The organism is Kosakonia sp. (assembly GCF_032104925.1).
Lineage (GTDB): Bacteria > Pseudomonadota > Gammaproteobacteria > Enterobacterales > Enterobacteriaceae > Kosakonia.
Genome location: NZ_DAMCGF010000006.1, coordinates 97,832 through 116,022, shown reverse-complemented (window position 1 = coordinate 116,022; position 18,191 = coordinate 97,832). Strand labels below are relative to the sequence as shown.

The 18,191-nt window shown below is 55.9% G+C and carries 14 protein-coding genes; 8 read left to right on the top strand and 6 right to left on the bottom strand.

Annotated features, from left to right (window positions below; all coding sequences use genetic code 11):
- The first annotated feature begins 15 nt into the window (after positions 1-15).
- Positions 16-2,208, top strand: coding sequence for a hypothetical protein (locus RT644_RS14095; RefSeq protein ID WP_313627094.1), 2,193 nt, complete (start codon positions 16-18; stop codon positions 2,206-2,208).
- Positions 2,178-2,918 (top strand): DUF3142 domain-containing protein, encoded by a 741-nt coding sequence (locus RT644_RS14090; RefSeq protein WP_313627093.1) that lies wholly within the window; start codon positions 2,178-2,180, stop codon positions 2,916-2,918. Before RT644_RS14095 ends, RT644_RS14090 begins: the two co-directional genes overlap by 31 nt.
- On the opposite strand, the gene cueR is transcribed toward RT644_RS14090, so the two are convergent.
- Entirely contained in the window at positions 2,875-3,282 is a 408-nt protein-coding gene (gene cueR, locus RT644_RS14085; RefSeq protein WP_017455692.1) for a Cu(I)-responsive transcriptional regulator, read from the bottom strand. The genes RT644_RS14090 and cueR overlap by 44 nt on opposite strands.
- A 172-nt stretch (positions 3,283-3,454) precedes the next feature.
- Between cueR and RT644_RS14080 the strand changes: the two genes are divergently transcribed.
- From RT644_RS14080 to ybaK, 4 genes are all read left to right on the top strand, one after another.
- A complete protein-coding gene (locus RT644_RS14080) occupies positions 3,455-3,751 on the top strand; it encodes a TM2 domain-containing protein (protein WP_193821933.1) in 297 nt (98 codons plus the stop codon).
- A 164-nt stretch (positions 3,752-3,915) separates the two neighbouring features.
- Positions 3,916-6,414, top strand: coding sequence for a copper-exporting P-type ATPase CopA (copA, locus tag RT644_RS14075; protein ID WP_313627092.1), 2,499 nt, complete (start codon positions 3,916-3,918; stop codon positions 6,412-6,414).
- An 86-nt stretch (positions 6,415-6,500) separates the two neighbouring features.
- Positions 6,501-7,310, top strand: coding sequence for a TraB/GumN family protein (locus RT644_RS14070; protein WP_313627091.1), 810 nt, complete (start codon positions 6,501-6,503; stop codon positions 7,308-7,310).
- A gap of 79 nt (positions 7,311-7,389) precedes the next feature.
- Positions 7,390-7,869: a Cys-tRNA(Pro)/Cys-tRNA(Cys) deacylase YbaK gene (gene ybaK / locus RT644_RS14065; RefSeq protein ID WP_045509145.1), complete on the top strand. Its 480-nt coding sequence runs from the start codon at positions 7,390-7,392 to the stop codon at positions 7,867-7,869.
- A 15-nt stretch (positions 7,870-7,884) separates the two neighbouring features.
- Here the strand turns inward: ybaK and ushA are convergent, their stop codons facing one another.
- Positions 7,885-9,537 carry a bifunctional UDP-sugar hydrolase/5'-nucleotidase UshA gene (ushA, locus tag RT644_RS14060; RefSeq protein ID WP_313627090.1) on the bottom strand — a complete coding sequence of 551 codons (1,653 nt, stop codon included), beginning with the start codon at positions 9,535-9,537 and terminating at the stop codon, positions 7,885-7,887.
- A gap of 170 nt (positions 9,538-9,707) precedes the next feature.
- Between ushA and RT644_RS14055 the strand changes: the two genes are divergently transcribed.
- Positions 9,708-10,907 (top strand): MFS transporter, encoded by a 1,200-nt coding sequence (locus tag RT644_RS14055; protein ID WP_313627089.1) that lies wholly within the window; start codon positions 9,708-9,710, stop codon positions 10,905-10,907.
- Between the two features lie 229 nt (positions 10,908-11,136).
- Complete coding sequence (ybaL, locus tag RT644_RS14050) at positions 11,137-12,813, top strand: YbaL family putative K(+) efflux transporter (RefSeq protein ID WP_020456820.1); 1,677 nt, start codon at positions 11,137-11,139, stop codon at positions 12,811-12,813.
- Between the two features lie 78 nt (positions 12,814-12,891).
- Here ybaL and RT644_RS14045 read toward each other — a convergent pair whose 3' ends face one another.
- From RT644_RS14045 to htpG, 4 genes are all read right to left on the bottom strand, one after another.
- Positions 12,892-14,196, bottom strand: coding sequence for an inosine/guanosine kinase (locus tag RT644_RS14045; protein ID WP_313627190.1), 1,305 nt, complete (start codon positions 14,194-14,196; stop codon positions 12,892-12,894).
- 63 nt (positions 14,197-14,259) lie between these two features.
- Positions 14,260-15,222 (bottom strand): ferrochelatase, encoded by a 963-nt coding sequence (gene hemH / locus RT644_RS14040; RefSeq protein WP_313627088.1) that lies wholly within the window; start codon positions 15,220-15,222, stop codon positions 14,260-14,262.
- A 124-nt stretch (positions 15,223-15,346) separates the two neighbouring features.
- Positions 15,347-15,991, bottom strand: a complete 645-nt coding sequence (gene adk / locus RT644_RS14035; RefSeq protein ID WP_313627087.1) for an adenylate kinase — start codon at positions 15,989-15,991, stop codon at positions 15,347-15,349.
- 235 nt (positions 15,992-16,226) lie between these two features.
- Positions 16,227-18,101, bottom strand: coding sequence for a molecular chaperone HtpG (gene htpG, locus RT644_RS14030; protein WP_045509154.1), 1,875 nt, complete (start codon positions 18,099-18,101; stop codon positions 16,227-16,229).
- Positions 18,102-18,191 lie beyond the last annotated feature (90 nt).

The window sequence follows — 18,191 nt, the reverse complement described above, 5'->3', positions numbered from 1 at the left end:
GCAAGGATTCAGGGAATGATAAAACGCCGTCGCCTCGCGCTGGGCTTGTGTCTCTCCTTTACCGCCAGCGCACCCGTGCTGGCGTCGTCTGATATCGATAGCTGCACATGGGGGAGCACGGGATGTTTCATCACCAGCCCGCCGGTGCTGGGCATTGATACCGATACCCGTGATAACCTGCTGCGCCTGGTGGATGAGCAAAAAGGATTTTTGCCACTGCGCCAGCCCGTACCGCAAGATTTCACGCGCAGCCGAAGCTTCTATTTCGGTATTCATCACGATGACACTACCGCCCCGGCAGCAACGGCGGAACCCGTTTCCAGTGACGACACCCTGCGCCAGCAAATGAAAGCGCTGGGCATCAAACCTGATGACCAAATTCCCCCCGCGCTGTTGCGCCTGATCGCCGAAGGTGACGCGGCGCAGACAGTAACTGGTGAAGGTTTTGCATCCGATGAGATGGAAAACCGTTTTGTGTCGCGTAATAACGAGACACTTTCTGGCTTTTTCGCCGCCCTGCTGGACGAAAAAGCCTTAACACCGGAACAGCGCCTAGCGCTGGCGAAAGCGCGGACGGCAGCGGATGGCCGCGGTGAAGTCATTATCAATGCACTGAGTTTCCCGCAAGGTTCAGTTGCTCTCGGTTTCCGTACCTATTTACACGGCGCTAACGCTTTCTATGCCGGTGATTATGAGGCCGCCGCGCAGGATTTTACCGCGCTGACCGGCAGCCCGCAGCCATGGCTTGCCGAAACGGCCAGCTATATGTTGATGCGCACCGCGCTCAACGCCAGTAGCGCGAATGCCAACGGTGAATATGGCGATTTCGACGTCACAAAAGTGGACAAATCCCAGGCGCAGAAAGCGCGGGATGCAGCGCTTCATTACCTGAAAAGCTGGCCGCAGGGCCACTACGCAGAATCGGCGCAGGGGATGTTGCGCCGTATCAACTGGTATTTGCAGGACTGGAACACGCTGGCGGCGCTCTACGAACAGGCGCTGTCACAGACGGCCAGCGGTGATGCGTTAATCGCGCTGGTGAATGAAAGCGACAACAAACTTCTCGAATGGGGCGGTGATGATTTTATCAGCACGCCGGATGCCTCGCTGATGACCTTTATCCTGACGCTGCGCCGCCTGCGCGATAACAAATGCGATGAAAAGCATCCCTGTATCGATCAAGCCTGGCTCGACAGCATCAAAGCCGATTTCGACAAAAATAAACGCGGCGATCTGTGGAATTACCTGCGTCTGAAGCTGGCTTTCAGCAAACAGGATTACGCCACCGTGCGCAGCGCCATCCCCCCTGCGCAAACACTGGCACAGCACAATATTCTCGCGTTTAGCGAGCAAGTGCTGTACGGCGAAGCACTGATGGCGGAAAAACAGTGGCCGGAGGCCAAAGCGCACTGGCTGCATCTTTTGGAGCTGAGCAAAGATGTCGAACAGCAGCAGTTGCTGCAGGCCAAACTGGCGGCAACGCTGGTGGAAAGCGACGCGCTGGCGCAGATTTTTACGCCTGACAGCAAGGTCACGAATCTGCGTTACCGTTCCTTAGTGCTGAAAACCAAAGCACCACGCGAGTTACTGCGCCAGCAGGCCAGCAATGGGCCGAACAACGAAGAGCGCACCATCGCACTGCACACGCTGCTGACGCGCGATTTGACCGAAGGGCATTACGCCGACTGGTTACAAGACAAACAGCTGCTCGCCGCGATCGCACCGCCGGTCACTGGCGAAGCGTTTGATGACGTCAATCTGAGCGCATTTACCTGGAAAGGCACCGACAAAGAGAGCGTCTACTTCTGCGCTGCGCTGGAAAAAACGGTTACTACCCTGAGCCAGAAAGCGCAGGATGGCCATGCGCTGAACTGCCTCGGCGAATTTTTCCGTATCACGCAAACCCGCGTTAACCGGGAAACCGACCAGTGGGGTAACGACGCGCTGGACGGCGCAACAAAGCTTAACGCTGCGCCCGGCGTCGCGCACCGTCTGGCCTGGTATCAGCAGGTTATCAACGATGCCAAAGCCGAGCCGGAAGATAAGAGCTACGCGCTGTATCGCGCCGTAATGTGTTACGCCCCCTCCGGTTATAACGATTGCGGCGGCGAAGACGTCGATAAATCCGTGCGTAAAGCATGGTTCCAGCAACTGAAAAGCCGTTATCCGGGAAGCGTATGGGCCAAAGAGCTCAAATATTACTGGTAATGGCGCTGGCAGGTGCGCTGCTCTGCCCTGCGGCGTTAGCCGCTCAGGGGAAGGCAGCAGCGTACTGGTTATGGTCTGGCGTGCGCCCCACGCAAACGCTGCGTGATGCCGATATTGTCTATCTGCATCAGGGCGATGTCGTCAGCGTTGCCGGTCAAACCGTATTCGAGCGTAAAGGGCTGCCGGTCAATCAGCTTACCTTTCCGCGCATCTGGCTCACGGTGCGTTTTACCACGCTGGACGTGCCGGATGCGCTGTTGTTACGTCTTACCCGGCTGTTAGCTCGCTGGCAAGCGGCGGGAAACCATGTCGTCGGGTTGCAGGTGGATTTCGATGCCGCCACTCACCGCCTTGGCGATTACGCCCTGTTTTTGCACCGTCTACGCCAGACGCTGCCAGCAGACTACGCTCTGGGCGTCACCGGTTTACTGGACTGGGCGAAAACCGGCAGCGTGCAAACCCTTAACGCATTGCCGGTAGATGAACTGGTGGTGCAGAGCTATCAGGGGCGCAGCACCGTTGCGAATTACACCGACTACCTGCCCGCACTTTTAGCGTTACGCATCCCGTTTAAACTGGGGCTGGTGCAGAACGGCGCGCGTGATACACACGAAGAGCAGCAACTCGCCGCCTCCCCGTGGTATCGCGGCACGGTGACATTTATGCTCAACCCTTCGCGTGGTGGCAGCAGCCAGAAAGGTTATCAATAATCGGGCAATCGGCGCTGTCGTCACCAGGGCAGGAATCCGCCAGTGCCAGCAGTTGTACCCGCATCTGTTGCAGTTCGCCAATATGCCGCTCGATCTCGGCCACTTTCTGTAACGTGCGCGCTTTGACATCTGCGCTATGACGGGCCGGGTTATTAAACAGATTCACCAGCTCGCCGCACTCTTCGAGATTAAATCCTACCTGCCGTGCCTGGCGCAGCAGCGTCAACTCATTCAGGTGTTGTTGGTTGTAGCTGCGGTAGCCGTTTTCGCTGCGCAGCGGCGGTGTCACCAGCCCTTTCTCTTCATAGAAGCGAATCGCTTTGCTGGTTAAACCGGTTCTTTTTGCCACATCGCTGATATTCACGTTTTCCCCCTCACTGCCAGAACCTGCGCTAATCACTATAAATGGCTGCTATGTAATAAAACAAATATATCCATATTGTTAATGGTTTTTTATTTACCCACCTTGCCGCTTCGCTATAACATGTGGCCGGATATTTCTAAGAATGATAAATGATTTACACACAGGAGTGGTTATGAGTGATATGGCGTTTTGCCGTGGTTGCGGAAAGCAAATACATAAAGAAGCGGTGGCTTGCCCGCAGTGCGGCGCGCCTCAAAACACCGCCGGGAAGAAAAGCCGAATTTCTGCTGCGCTGTTCGCCTTCTTTTTAGGTGGTTTTGGCGCGCATAAATTTTATTTAGGGAAACCATGGCAGGGGATCCTTTATCTTCTGTTTTGCTGGACCTTTATTCCGGCGATCGTCTCTTTCATCGAATTTATTATTTATCTGTGCAACTCCGATCAGGAATTTGCCCGTAAATACGGTTGAGTTTTACCCCGCCGGTAATAAACAAACCCCGCCTTGTGTGGGGTTTGTCGTTTATGGAACACCTGTCGCCTCTTTGTCATGATAAAACCTTGACCTTCCCCTTGATGGAAGGTTTAAGCTTCTACACAGTCACTATTGAAGCACCACAACCAAGGAGATTAAGTATGTCTCATACCATAGCGCTAGACCTTGATGGCCTCTCCTGCGGTCATTGCGTAAAACGCGTCAAAGAGAGCCTGGAAAAACGCCCGGATGTAGAACAGGCAGACGTCACCATTGAACGTGCGGAAGTCACCGGCAGCGCCAGCGCTGACGCGTTGATCGAAACCATCAAAGAAGCCGGATATGGTGCGAGCTTAAGCCACCCAAAGGCTAAACCGCTGGCAGAGTCATCACTCCCGTCGGAAGCACTGACAGCGGCCACACCTGAGCTTCCGGCAGCCAGCGAGCTTGATGACAGCCAACAACTGTTGATCAACGGCATGAGTTGCGCCAGTTGTGTCTCCCGGGTGCAAAAGGCCTTACAGGCCGTACCGGGCGTTACGCAGGCACGGGTCAATCTGGCGGAGCGCACCGCGCTGGTTATGGGCAGCGCGCCCGCCGCTGAATTAGTCAGCGCCGTAGAGAACGCAGGCTACGGCGCTGAAGCCATTGAAGATGACATCAAACGCCGCGAGCGCCAGCAGGAAACCGCGCTCGCCACCATGAAACGCTTCCGCTGGCAGGCGATTGTCGCGCTGCTGGTTGGCGTGCCGATCATGGTGTGGGGCATGCTCGGCGATAACATGATGGTCACCGACGCCAACCGCACGCTGTGGCTCATGCTCGGTGTTGTCACGCTAGCGGTCATGATCGTAGCGGGTGGCCATTTTTACACTAGCGCCTGGAAAAGTCTGCGTAATGGCACGGCGACCATGGATACGCTGGTGGCGCTGGGGACAGGCGCGGCCTGGCTCTACTCGATGAGCGTCAATATATGGCCGCAGTGGTTCCCGATGGAAGCGCGTCACCTTTATTACGAAGCCAGCGCGATGATCATCGGTTTGATTAACCTCGGTCATATGCTGGAAGCCCGCGCGCGACAGCGCTCGTCTAAAGCGCTTGAGCGGTTATTAGATTTAACCCCGCCCACCGCACGCGTGATCACCACCGACGGCGAGAAAAATGTACCGCTGGCGGACGTTCAGCCGGGTATGACGCTGCGCCTGACAACGGGCGATCGCGTGCCGGTGGATGGTGAAATCAGCCAGGGCGAAGCCTGGTTCGATGAAGCCATGCTTACCGGCGAACCGGTGCCGCAGGAGAAAAGCTCCGGCGAGAGCATTCATGCCGGGACGGTAGTACAGGACGGCAGCGTGCTGTTTACCGCCAGCGCCGTCGGCAGCCACACCACGCTGTCGCGCATTATTCGCATGGTGCGCCAGGCACAAAGCAGCAAGCCGGAGATCGGCCAGCTTGCCGATCGCATTTCCGCCGTGTTTGTGCCGGTGGTGGTCGCTATCGCCTTGTTCAGCGGCGCTATCTGGTACGTCTTCGGCCCTGCGCCGCAAATTGTCTACACGCTGGTCATCGCCACCACGGTGCTGATCATCGCCTGCCCTTGTGCGCTGGGGCTGGCAACGCCGATGTCGATTATCTCCGGCGTCGGTCGCGCGGCGGAGTTTGGCGTGCTGGTTCGCGATGCCGATGCGCTGCAACGCGCCAGCACGCTGGATACCATCGTGTTTGATAAAACCGGCACCCTGACGCGCGGCAAACCGGAAGTGGTGAGCGTGAAAACGCTGGATATCGACGACGCAACGGCGCTCCGTCTGGCGGCGGCGCTGGAGCAAGGTTCCAGCCATCCGCTGGCGCGGGCGATTATCGAAAAAGCAGGCGCGCAGACGCTGCCGGTGGTCAATCAGTTCCGTACACTGCGCGGGCTGGGCGTGAGCGGTGAGGTCGACGGGCACAGTGTGCTGCTTGGCAACCAGGCGCTGCTGGCTGAGCAAAACGTGGATACCCGCGCGCTTGATGATGAGCTGAACGCTCAGGCAAGCCTGGGCGCCACGCCGGTACTGCTGGCGATCGACGGGAAAGCCGTGGCGCTGTTGGCGATCCGCGATCCGTTACGCGAAGACAGCATCGATGCGCTGCAACGTCTGCACCGTGAAGGCTACCGCCTGGTGATGCTGACCGGTGACAACCCCACCACCGCCAACGCTATCGCTAAAGAGGCGGGTATCGATGAGGTGATCGCCGGCGTGCTGCCGGATGGCAAAGCCGAGGCGATAAAAAACCTGCAACAGCAGGGCCGCCAGGTGGCGATGGTTGGCGACGGCATTAACGATGCACCCGCGCTGGCGCAGGCCGACGTGGGGATCGCGATGGGCGGCGGCAGCGATGTGGCAATCGAAACCGCCGCCATCACGCTGATGCGCCACAGCCTGTTGGGCGTTGCCGATGCGCTGGCGATTTCAAAAGCGACGCTGCGCAATATGAAACAGAACCTGCTCGGCGCGTTTGTCTACAATTCGCTGGGTATTCCGATTGCCGCGGGCATTCTCTGGCCGCTAACCGGCACATTGCTCAATCCGGTGGTCGCAGGCGCGGCAATGGCGCTCTCGTCCATTACCGTGGTCAGCAACGCCAACCGGTTATTGCGCTTTAAACCTCATCAATAAATGCCACAACCCCGCCGTTTATCCGGCGGGGTTTGCACCTTCTGGCCGCGCGCGCTAGCATGAGATTTTTCACTCAGGAAGCGCGTATGAGTCTGTTTCAACGATTGAAAACCTTTTTTCTTGCGCTTCGTGTGCCTCATTACCGCTGGCCTGCACTGGATGTGGATTTGCCCGGCGGCCGCCATCTGCACCTGGTGGGCAGTATTCATATGGGCACCTACGGTATGTCGCCGCTCCCGGCGCAGCTCCTGCAAAAACTGCGCGATGCCGACGCGCTCATCGTGGAAGCGGATATCGCCGGGTCGGATTCGCCATTCGACAATCTGCCGCCGGTCGAACCGCTTGAGCAACGCCTTCCCCCTGAACTTCTTACCCGGCTCGACAACACGCTGCAAACCCTGTCGCTTCACCGAGATGAATTCAACCAGCGGCCCGCCTGGCATATCGCGCTGGTATTGCAGGCCACGCAGGCACAGCGGCTGGGGCTACGCCCGGAGTACGGCATCGACTATCAGTTGCTACAGGCGGCGCAGCAGTATCACGTCAATATCATGGAACTGGAAGGCACCAGCAGCCAGCTGGATATCCTGCGCAGGTTGCCGGACGAAGGAAATGAACTGTTGCAGGACACTCTGACCCACTGGCACGAAAATGCGCGTTTATTACAGGTGATGATGAGCTGGTGGCTGGAAAATCCGCCCGCAGAAGATGAACTGACGCTGCCATCAACATTCAGCCAGCCGCTGCATGATGTTTTGATGCACCAGCGTAACCAGGTGTGGTGCGAGCGTTTGTTTGCGCTGCCACCAGGGCGCTATGTGGTGGCAGCAGGCGCCCTGCATCTCTATGGCGAAGGGAATTTACCGGCGTTGCTGCGCGAAAGAGCGGCGCAATAGCGCAAGATGGTACTATTTTCGCACACGCGAGCAGGCGTATGCTAAGCGCCGTGAGATGACCGTGGTAAGAAGGATTATTATGACACCCGCCGTGAAGTTACTCGAAAAAAACAAGGTTCCCTTTCAGGTACACACTTACGATCACGATCCCAATGAAACCAACTTTGGTGATGAAGTGGTGCGCAAACTGGGGCTGAACGCCGATCAGGTCTATAAAACGCTGCTGGTGGCGATCAATGGCGATATGAAACATCTTGCCGTTGCGGTCACGCCGGTCGCCGGGCAGTTAGATCTGAAAAAAGTCGCCAAAGCGCTTGGCGCGAAAAAAGTCGATATGGCCGATCCGCTGGTCGCGCAGCGCACCACGGGTTATCTGGTGGGCGGCATCAGCCCGTTGGGGCAGAAAAAACGTCTGCCGACGCTGATTGATGCCCCCGCGCAAGACTTCGCTTCCATTTATGTTTCCGGCGGCAAACGCGGGCTGGATATTGAACTGGCGGCGAGCGATCTGGCAAAAATGCTGGACGCGAAATTTGCCGATATCGCCCGCCGCGATTGACGGATAAGGAGCTGGTTACTGCCAGCTCACTTCCCCTTTAGGTTCGTAAGCGTTCACATCCAGCGGTGAGTTTTTCTGGATGTACTCTTTCAGCACTTCAGCGTCAATAAAACCGGTATTCACATAGCCTGCTTTATCATCCAGACGCGGATAGCCATCACCGCCGGTTGCGTTGAAACTGAGCGTTGCCAGACGGTAGCTTTTCGCCGGATCGATCGGTTCGCCTTTGATTTTGAGATCATTGAGCTTGCCGCCTTTCGCCACAAAACTGACGTTGGCGAACTGCGGATACGCGCCTGAATCCGGCTTCATTTGCGCCACCGCGGTGAGGTAATCCGTCAGCTCTTTACCGGTCAGGTTGACATACACCAGCGTGTTGCCGAACGGCTGCACTTTCAGCACGTCTTTGTAAGTGATGTCGCCCGCCTCGATAGAGTCACGCACACCGCCGCCGCTCATCACCGCCAGATCCGCGCCGGTACGCGCCATTTGCGCGGCGAGGATCACATGTGCGAGGTTGGTTTGCACAAAACGCACTTTGCTGCGATCGCCTTCCAGATGACCATTCGCGTTACCGATTTTCACCTCTAACTGCGCTTTACCTTTGTTCTGGAACGGCGTTAACAGGGAGAGCATCTGCGCGTTTTCAGCAATTTCCGGCGTGTAGAGTACGCGCTCGCTTTTGCCGTTGTCGTAGGTGACCTTCTTCTTCAGGTTGACCGGAATCAACTGGTAACGCACCAGTTTCATCTCGCCGTTACGGAACTGGAAATCCGCGCGGCCGACATATTTGCCCCACTCATGCGCCTGCACAATCCAGATGCCATTTTGCTGATCCGGCGCGCACGGCGTCCCAGGCACGTAATCGACCTGTTTTTTATTTTCAGACGCCATGCAAACCGGATCTTGTGAGTGACCACCCACAATCATTGCCAGCGCGCCTTTTGGCAGGCTGCGTGCCATCTCCACATCGCCTGGCGCATTCGAGCCATGCTCGCCATTGTCGTAATGGCCCATATGCGTGGTCGCCAGAATCACATCCGGTTTTTCGTTTTGTTTCAGCTCAGCAATCACCAGCTTCGCTTCGTCGGCCGGTTTGCGGAATTCGATATCGGTGAAAAACTCCGGGTTGCCGATTTTCGCCGTGTCGTCGGTAGTTAAGCCGATAACGGCAATTTTCAGCCCCTGGCGATTAAACATCATCCACGGTTTAAACAGGCGCTCGCCGGTGCTTTTCTGGTAAATGTTGGCGGAAAGGAACGGGAACTTAGCCCATTTCTCCTGCTGGCGCAGTACGCTGAGCGGGTTGTCGAACTCATGGTTACCCACGGCCATCGCATCATAACCAATCAGGTTCATGCCGCGAAAATCGGGTTCGGCATCCTGTAAATCCGATTCCGGCACCCCGGTGTTGATATCGCCGCCGGACAGCAGCAGCACGCTGCCGCCTTCGGCCGCTACCTCTTTGCGAATGCCATCAACCAGTGTTTTCTGCGCCGATAAACCATATTCGCCGTAATCACTGCGCCAGAAATGACCGTGATGATCGTTGGTATGCAGAATGGTGATGTTATAGGTCTTATCCTGCTCGTAAGCCTGTACCTGCCAGCTGGCAACGCCCATCGCCGCCAGCAGCCCCAGCGTAATGCTCTTCTTTAACAATCTCATGCTTCCCTCCCTGACCCATTGATAAACTGAGAAATTACAGCGCCTGCCAATAATAGACAAATATGTATTCAGAATCGCAACTTCCTTCAAACTTTCAGCAAAGGTATGGTAGTACGGGAATCATTACCGTGCTTTATCCCTAACCTCTTCTGACAACATACGTGGTATTTATGGCAATCAGTGAAACGTCGCAGACACCGCCTGCTGCGCGCACCTCGTTCGGTATTCTTGGCGCTATCAGCCTCTCACATCTGCTTAACGATATGATCCAATCCCTGCTGCTGGCGATTTATCCGCTGTTGCAAGCCGACTTTGCATTGTCGTTTGTACAGATCGGTTTTATCACGCTGACCTTCCAGGTCGCTTCCTCGCTGCTGCAGCCGGTGGTTGGCTATTTGACCGATAAACACCCGATGCCGTGGTCGCTGCCCATCGGCATGTGTTTCACCTTAAGCGGTCTGGTGCTGCTGGCTCTGGCGGGCAGTTTTACCACTGTGCTGATTGCCGCTGCGCTGGTTGGAACGGGGTCATCGGTTTTCCACCCGGAATCGTCGCGCGTGGCGCGTATGGCCTCTGGCGGGCGTCACGGGCTGGCGCAATCCATCTTTCAGGTCGGCGGCAACTTTGGGGCCTCGCTTGGACCATTGCTGGCGGCGGTGATCATTGCGCCTTACGGCAAAGGCAATGTTGCCTGGTTTGTGCTGGCTGCCCTGCTGGCGATTATTGTGCTGATGCAGGTAAGCCGCTGGTACGCCGCGCAGCACCGGGTGAATAAAGGTAAAAAAACCGTTTCAGTAATCAATCCACTGCCGCGCAACAAAGTGGTGCTGGCAGTTTGCGTGCTGCTGATCCTCATTTTCTCGAAATACTTCTATAAGGCGAGCATTAGCAGCTACTTCACCTTTTATTTAATGCAAAAATTTGATTTGTCGGTGCAAAACGCCCAGATGCATCTGTTTATCTTCCTGTTTGCGGTGGCGGCAGGCACGGTTATTGGCGGGCCACTGGGTGATAAGATTGGCAGAAAATATGTGATTTGGGGCTCTATCCTCGGCGTCGCGCCATTTACCCTGCTTTTACCCTACGCAACCCTTTTCTGGACCGGGATTTTAACGGTGATTATTGGTTTTGTGCTCGCCTCGGCGTTTTCAGCCATTCTGGTCTATGCGCAGGAGCTGTTACCAGGCCGTATCGGCATGGTTTCCGGGCTGTTTTTTGGTTTTGCCTTCGGAATGGGCGGCCTTGGCGCAGCAGTATTAGGGCTGGTTGCCGATCATACCAGCATCGAATTGGTCTATAAAATATGTGCTTTCCTGCCTTTACTCGGCATCCTGACCATATTCCTGCCCGATAACCGCCCGCAACACTGATTTATTCACGGCCAAAGTATGACTTTGGCCGCTGCTTTCTCTTGCCTGCCCGCGCCTGGCGCATGATTTCTGTTACGGGCACCCTACAGGCTATCTTTTTTCAGCTAAATTGCCATTTTCTTCATAATTCAACAATTATTCATAAACATAGTGGCGAAAACTGTCATAAACTGTAACGCAGTTGTCGGTTTTTAACCGCGGGATCCACGCACCAACGAAAGGAGACGGAATGCATCACGCCACACCGCTTATCACCACCATTGTCGGCGGCCTTGTGCTCGCTTTTATCCTCGGCATGCTTGCCAATAAACTGCGTATTTCTCCACTGGTGGGCTACCTGATAGCGGGTGTATTGTCCGGGCCGTTTACGCCGGGCTTTGTCGCCGATACCCAACTCGCGCCTGAGCTTGCGGAGCTGGGCGTGATTTTGTTGATGTTCGGCGTCGGGCTGCATTTCTCGTTGAAGGATCTGATGGCGGTAAAGTCCATCGCCATTCCCGGTGCGATCGCGCAGATTGCTGTTGCGACGCTACTGGGTATGGCGCTTTCCGCAATGCTGGATTGGTCACTGATGACCGGCATTGTCTTTGGGCTCTGTCTCTCCACCGCCAGTACCGTGGTGCTGCTGCGCGCGCTTGAGGAACGGCAGCTTATCGACAGCCAGCGAGGGCAAATCGCTATCGGCTGGCTGATTGTAGAAGATCTGGTGATGGTGCTAACACTGGTGTTGCTGCCTGCCGTCGCCGGAATGGTGGAAAAAGGCAATGTCGGGCTGGCATCGCTGGCGGTGGATATGGGTATCACCATCGGCAAAGTGGTGGCCTTTATCGCCATCATGATGCTGGTTGGCCGCCGTCTGGTGCCGTGGATCATGGCGCGCAGCGCGGCGACCGGTTCACGCGAGCTGTTTACGCTCTCCGTGCTGGCACTGGCGCTCGGTATCGCTTTTGGCGCGGTGGAGCTGTTTGATGTTTCGTTTGCGCTGGGCGCGTTCTTCGCCGGAATGGTGCTCAACGAATCCGAGCTGAGCCACCGTGCGGCGCACGATACGCTGCCGCTGCGCGACGCGTTTGCGGTGCTGTTCTTTGTCTCCGTCGGTATGCTGTTTGATCCGCTGGTGCTCATTGAGCAACCACTGGCGGTGCTCGCTACGCTGGCGATCATCATCTTTGGTAAATCTGTTGCCGCGTTCCTGCTGGTGCGCATGTTTGGCCACTCGCCGCGCACCGCGCTGACCATCGCCGCAAGCCTTGCGCAGATCGGTGAGTTCGCCTTTATTCTGGCGGGCCTCGGCATGTCGCTGAACCTGCTGCCGCAGGCCGGGCAAAATCTGGTGCTGGCGGGCGCGATTCTGTCGATTATGCTCAACCCGGTGCTGTTTACCCTGCTGGAAAAATACCTCGACAAAACCGAGACGCTGGAAGAGCAAACGCTGGAAGAGGCTATCGAAGAAGAGAAACAGATCCCGGTCGATATCTGCAACCACGCGTTGCTGGTAGGTTTTGGCCGCGTCGGCAGCCTGCTGGGTGAAAAACTGATGGCACAAGGCATTCCGCTGGTGGTGATTGAAACTTCACGTACCCGCGTGGATGAACTGCGTGAGCGTGGCATCCGCGCGGTGCTGGGCAATGCCGCCAACGAAGAGATCATGAACCTGGCGCATCTCGATTGCGCCCGCTGGTTGCTGCTGACTATTCCAAATGGTTACGAAGCCGGGGAGATTGTCGCCACCGCGCGTGAGAAGTGCCCGCACATTGAAATTATCGCTCGTGCGCACTACGACGATGAGGTGGACTACATCACTGAACGTGGCGCGAATCAGGTGGTCATGGGCGAGCGCGAAATCGCTAACACCATGCTGACATTGCTGGAAAAACCGCCGGCTGAAGAAGCCGTAACGGGTTAATCCAAAAAAGCCGGAGTGCTTACGCTGCTCCGGCTTTGTCTCATCTTATTGTCTGCCCGGCTTCGTCGGGCAATCACCTCAACGTTCCCAGTACGCCTCTTCGAGGCTGTCTTCGCGTTCCGGCAGACCGCGCGTTAAACGCGGCGAGTGCTGGTTCAGCACCTGGTAACTGACGCGATTGGCGTATTTGCACACCTGTGCGAGCGAAGAGTACGTCAACCAGTTGAATTTGTGCTTGCTGGAGTTCGGCACGTTGGTGCGGTGGTAGTTGTTGGCGGTGATATCATGCAGCACTGCCGCGAGTGCGCCATCGCCCGCGCCGTTGGTATTCATGATTTTTTCCGGCCCGCCCATATACGGCGCAATGTGCGAGTAAATGCGCAGCGGATGTTCACAATCTTTGTGGCGCAGCGCACGGCTGAACTCGTACTGGTTAAATTCGGCAATCGCGCCCGGCAGCAAGGGATGCTGGGTTTTGCGTTTCGCTTCGTCTTCGGTGAAACCGGCCATATACAGACCAATTGGGCCTGCGGTACACAGGACGAGATCAACCCAGTCCAGCGCTTTATCGGCCGCCAGCAGCGGATCGCTTTCGCCGGTCAGCGCGTGGCCTTCCTCTTCATTCATCGCCAGAATCGAGACGTTCTCTTTAAGGAAATCACGCCACCACTGCGGGTTATCGGCAATCACATATTTGGTGCCGAGCGTCAGCACCACCGGCACGTTATGCTTTTTGGCGTACGCCACCGCCTGCATGGTGGCTTCCGGCATCGGTTCGCCGGGATTACAGCGCACCAGGTAAGAAGAGAGCACCAGCGCAGACGCTCCGGCGATCACCGCTTCCGGGATGCTCTCCGGGCGCAACTGGTTCATATGGCCAGGGCTGATAGCAAAGGTGCGCTCGCCGCTGTCGCTAATCAGCGTGAAACAACGACCAATGGCGCCATCGACGCCTTGCAGATAGTTGAGATCGGTACGGCTGGAGGTGTTACACAGGTAGCGGTAGGCATAACTGCCGATTTTCACGTTGTCGCACATAACACCAAGCAGCACCGAGCGGTCATCCGCCAGCACAGAGTAATTATGCATGGTATTGCCGATGGTGCCCCCCGCGAACTGGTGCGTGATCAAATCGTTCCTGACCAGTTCCTGATAGAGCGCTTCCGCGATATCGTCGGCGATCACCAGCGAATGACCGGCACTGAGGCCGTAACGGGTAATAAACGCATCATCCACTTTCGCCTCGATATCCACCAGCGTCTGGTCGATACCGACAACCCAACACGTACCGGATTCGCTCTCGGGCTGAATTTGCTGTAACAGCGGGTCGCGGGCGTTAACGGGGAAATAATGCTTGGATTTACGTTTACCGGGAAATTTCATGATTGTAATTAGCGCCATACATTCGGGCCGGGAATGTTAACACACTCTCAGCCCGCGCTGCGATCAGCGATATTTGGCCGTCAGATTGACCATCATCTCGATATGTTCAGGAGAATCATTAAGCGCCGGAATGTACTCATATTTTTCGCCACCGGCTTCCAGGAAGAATTCGCGGTTTTGCACGGCGATCTCTTCCAGCGTTTCCAGACAGTCGGCTGCAAAACCCGGAGACATTACCTGAATATGCTTCACACCTTTTTCGCCGAGCATTTTCAGAGTTTCATCCGTGTATGGCGTTAACCACGGTTCGCGACCAAAGCGTGACTGGAACGTCATCATCACTTTTTCCGGCGGTAAGTCGAGCGCAGAAACCAGCTCGCGCGTCGTATCGCGACAGCGCTGCGGGTAATCATCCCCTTCTGCCGCATAACGCTGGGGAATACCGTGGTAAGAGAGCAGCAATAAATCCGGCTCGCCATGCTGCGCAAACGAGGCACGCACGCTATTGGCGAGCGCAGCGATGTAATCCGCATTGTCGGCGTAGTCGCGAATAAAGGAGACGCCCGGAATATGGCGCTTTTTCGCCAGAATGCGCGCCAACTCGTCCCACACGGCGGCAACGGTAGAACAGGAGTATTGCGGGTAGAGCGACAGCACCACAATATGCTCGACCCCTTGCGCCAGCAACTCATTGACCGCGCTTTCCAGCGATGGCGAACCGTAACTCATCCCAAGCACGACCGGCACGTCAGGCAAGCGCGCTGCCAGTGCCCGCTGCTGCCTGCGGCTGTAAACCATCAGCGGTGAGCCCTCTTCCATCCAGACAGATTGATAGAGTTTGGCGACGCGGGGAGAACGAATGGGCAGGATCACACCGCGCAGTAGCGGCCACCACAATAAACGCGGCGTATCGACCACGCGTCTGTCACTCAAGAATTGCCGCAGATAGCGTTTCACCGCTTCGGGGGTCGGGGCATCGGGAGTGCCCAGATTGGCAAGCAGGATGCCGGTTTTCGCCTGACTCATTCACGCCTCTTAACCTTTTGAATGGTTGGTAATTGTAGCGTAAAAGCGGTTAAACGGAACCCATTGCTGCAATAGGTAAGATGAGAAAAATTCTCACCCGGAGAGTCCGGGTGAGCGGGCGCGATTAGCCGAGGATTTTTTCCAGCTCTGCGCGTACATCAGCAACGGCTTTGGTGCCGTCGACTTTCGCATAGCGCGTGTTACCCGCCTGCGCTTCTTTCTGGTAGTAGCCGATCAGCGGCGCGGTCATATGATGGTATTCCACCAGGCGTTTACGTACGGTCTCTTCCTGATCGTCTTTACGTGTGGTCAGCTCTTCGCCGGTCACGTCATCTTTGCCTTCCACTTTCGGCGGGTTGAATTTGATGTGGTAAACGCGACCGGAAGCAGCGTGTACACGGCGACCGATAATGCGATCGACGATCAGCTCGTCCGGCACATCGAACTCAAGAACGAAATCAACGTTGATGCCGGCTTCTTTCATCGCGTCCGCTTGCGGAATGGTGCGCGGGAAACCGTCCAGCAGGAAACCATTGCGGCAATCTTCCTGGGCAATACGCTCTTTCACCAGTGCGATAACCAGCTCGTCAGTGACCAGCTTGCCCGCGTCCATGATGTCTTTTGCCTGTTTGCCCAGTTCGCTGCCAGATTTAACAGCGGCGCGCAGCATGTCACCGGTAGAGATTTGCGGAATACCGTATTTCTCCATGATGAACTGAGCCTGAGTTCCTTTACCCGCGCCCGGAGCGCCAAGCAGAATAATACGCATTGCGAAAATCCCCTCAAATGTTGGTTCAATTTTTCAAAAAGCGCTAAAAGATACCACCAGAACGACCCACGCTCAAGGAAGCGGGATCGGCTGAAACGGTTAATGATACGTTTTCTTATCATGCGCAAGGCATAAACGGAAAAGTGCCCGGTAACATCAACCCGGCGCAAATAAGTCCATTGAGAAATAAAAAAAGGGGCCAATGGCCCCTTATCGGTATCAGCTCAAACGCGGCTTATGAAACCAGTAACTGGTTCATGCGGCGAATAAACTGGTTCGGATCTTCCAGCGTACCGCGTTCAGCAAACAGCGCCTGATCCAGCAGTAACTCGACCCATTCTTTAAACTGGGTTTCGTCCTGCGTGTCAGCCGCGCGTTTCACCAGGGCGTGATCCGGGTTGAGTTCGAAAATGTACTTCACTTCCGGCGCATTCTGGCCCGCCGCGGCGAACAGTTTCGCCATCTGGGTGCTCATTTCGTCGGCATCGGTCACTACCACGGCTGGCGTATCGGTCAGACGGTGAGTCAGGCGCACTTCTTTCACACGATCACCCAGCAGCGTTTTCACGCGCTCAACGAACGGCTCCAGCGCTTTCTCGGCTTCTTTTGCGCTTTCATCCACTTCGTCTGCCAGTTTGTCCAGCGAAGCGTCGGCTTTGGCAACAGACTGGAACGGCTTGCCATCGAACTCGGTCAGGTAGCTCATCATCCACTCGTCGATGCGATCGGAAAGCAACAGCACTTCGATGCCTTTCTTACGCAGCAGCTCCAGATGCGGGCTGCTCTTCGCCGCAGCGTAGCTGTCGGCGGTGATGAAGTAGATTTTTTCCTGCCCTTCTTTCATGCGCGACACATACTCTTCCAGTGACACAGTTTGTGCGGAAGAGTCGTTGTGCGTGGAGGCAAAGCGCAGCAGTTTGGCGATGGTTTCCAGGTTCGCGTGATCTTCGCCCGTGCCCTCTTTCAGCACCAGGCCAAACTGTTGCCAGAAGGTCTGGTATTTTTCCGCGTCATCTTTCGCCAGTTTTTCCAGCATTTGCAGTACGCGTTTGGTCAGCGCGGTGCGCAGGCTGCGCGTCACGCTGCTGTCTTGTAAGATTTCACGGGAAACGTTGAGCGGCAGGTCGTTGGAATCGACCAGGCCACGCACAAAGCGCAGGTAGTTCGGCATGAACTGCTCGGCTTCGTCCATGATAAACACGCGCTGAACATAGAGTTTCAGGCCGTGTTTATGATCGCGGTTCCACATATCCCACGGTGCCTGCGACGGAATGTAAAGCAGGCTGGTGTACTCCTGTTTACCTTCCACACGGTTGTGGCTCCAGATCAGCGGATCGGTAAAGTCGTGGGAAATATGTTTGTAGAACTCGTTGTATTCCTCGTCTTTGATTTCCGCTTTGTTACGCGTCCACAGGGCCTGCGCTTTGTTGATCTTCTCCCAGGAAACCACGGTTTCGCCGTCTTTCTCTTCCTGTTTTTCGATCTCAACCGGCAGCGCAATATGGTCGGAATACTTGCTGATGATCGAGCGTACGCGCCAGTCGTTGAGGAAGTCGTCTTCCCCTTCGCGCAGGTGCAGCGTGATTTCGGTACCGCGATCGGCTTTGGTGATATCGGCAACGGTGTATTCACCCGCACCTTCGGATTCCCAGAACACGCCGTTTTCAGCGCTTTCACCCGCCGCGCGGGTGCGCACGGTCACTTTATCGGCAACGATAAATGCCGAATAGAAACCGACGCCGAACTGACCAATCAGCTGGCTGTCTTTCGCCTGATCGGAACCCATGGATTCCAGAAACGCCTTGGTACCCGATTTTGCAATCGTCCCCAGGTGGTCGATCACTTCATCGCGCGTCATACCAATGCCGTTATCGGCAATGGTCAGCGTACGGTTCTCTTTATCAAAGGAGACGCGCACGTGCAGATCGCCATCGCCTTCGTACAGTTCCGGTTTGGACAGCGCGCGGAAACGCAGTTTGTCCGCCGCATCCGAGGCGTTGGAGATAAGCTCACGCAGGAAGATTTCTTTGTTCGAATAAAGAGAATGGATCATCAAGTGCAGAAGCTGTTTCACTTCAGACTGAAAACCGCGAGTTTCTTGTCCTTTCATTGGGAAAACCTCAACAATGCCATTTACAAGGTAAAAATGCGTTGAGGGAGAAGTGGGGATATTGGCGGGAATTTTCAAGCGGAGGCAAAA

What these genes read in the sequence shown, in the direction of transcription:
- RT644_RS14095 (WP_313627094.1), top strand. Translation starts at nt 16, where the DNA reads ATGATAAAACGCCGTCGCCTCGCGCTGGGCTTGTGTCTCTCCTTTACC.
- RT644_RS14090 (WP_313627093.1), top strand. Translation starts at nt 2,178, where the DNA reads ATGGGCCAAAGAGCTCAAATATTACTGGTAATGGCGCTGGCAGGTGCG.
- RT644_RS14080 (WP_193821933.1), top strand. Translation starts at nt 3,455, where the DNA reads ATGAGTGATATGGCGTTTTGCCGTGGTTGCGGAAAGCAAATACATAAA.
- copA (WP_313627092.1), top strand. Translation starts at nt 3,916, where the DNA reads ATGTCTCATACCATAGCGCTAGACCTTGATGGCCTCTCCTGCGGTCAT.
- RT644_RS14070 (WP_313627091.1), top strand. Translation starts at nt 6,501, where the DNA reads ATGAGTCTGTTTCAACGATTGAAAACCTTTTTTCTTGCGCTTCGTGTG.
- ybaK (WP_045509145.1), top strand. Translation starts at nt 7,390, where the DNA reads ATGACACCCGCCGTGAAGTTACTCGAAAAAAACAAGGTTCCCTTTCAG.
- ushA (WP_313627090.1), bottom strand. Translation starts at nt 9,537, where the DNA reads ATGAGATTGTTAAAGAAGAGCATTACGCTGGGGCTGCTGGCGGCGATG.
- RT644_RS14055 (WP_313627089.1), top strand. Translation starts at nt 9,708, where the DNA reads ATGGCAATCAGTGAAACGTCGCAGACACCGCCTGCTGCGCGCACCTCG.
- ybaL (WP_020456820.1), top strand. Translation starts at nt 11,137, where the DNA reads ATGCATCACGCCACACCGCTTATCACCACCATTGTCGGCGGCCTTGTG.
- RT644_RS14045 (WP_313627190.1), bottom strand. Translation starts at nt 14,196, where the DNA reads ATGAAATTTCCCGGTAAACGTAAATCCAAGCATTATTTCCCCGTTAAC.
- hemH (WP_313627088.1), bottom strand. Translation starts at nt 15,222, where the DNA reads ATGAGTCAGGCGAAAACCGGCATCCTGCTTGCCAATCTGGGCACTCCC.
- adk (WP_313627087.1), bottom strand. Translation starts at nt 15,991, where the DNA reads ATGCGTATTATTCTGCTTGGCGCTCCGGGCGCGGGTAAAGGAACTCAG.
- htpG (WP_045509154.1), bottom strand. Translation starts at nt 18,101, where the DNA reads ATGAAAGGACAAGAAACTCGCGGTTTTCAGTCTGAAGTGAAACAGCTT.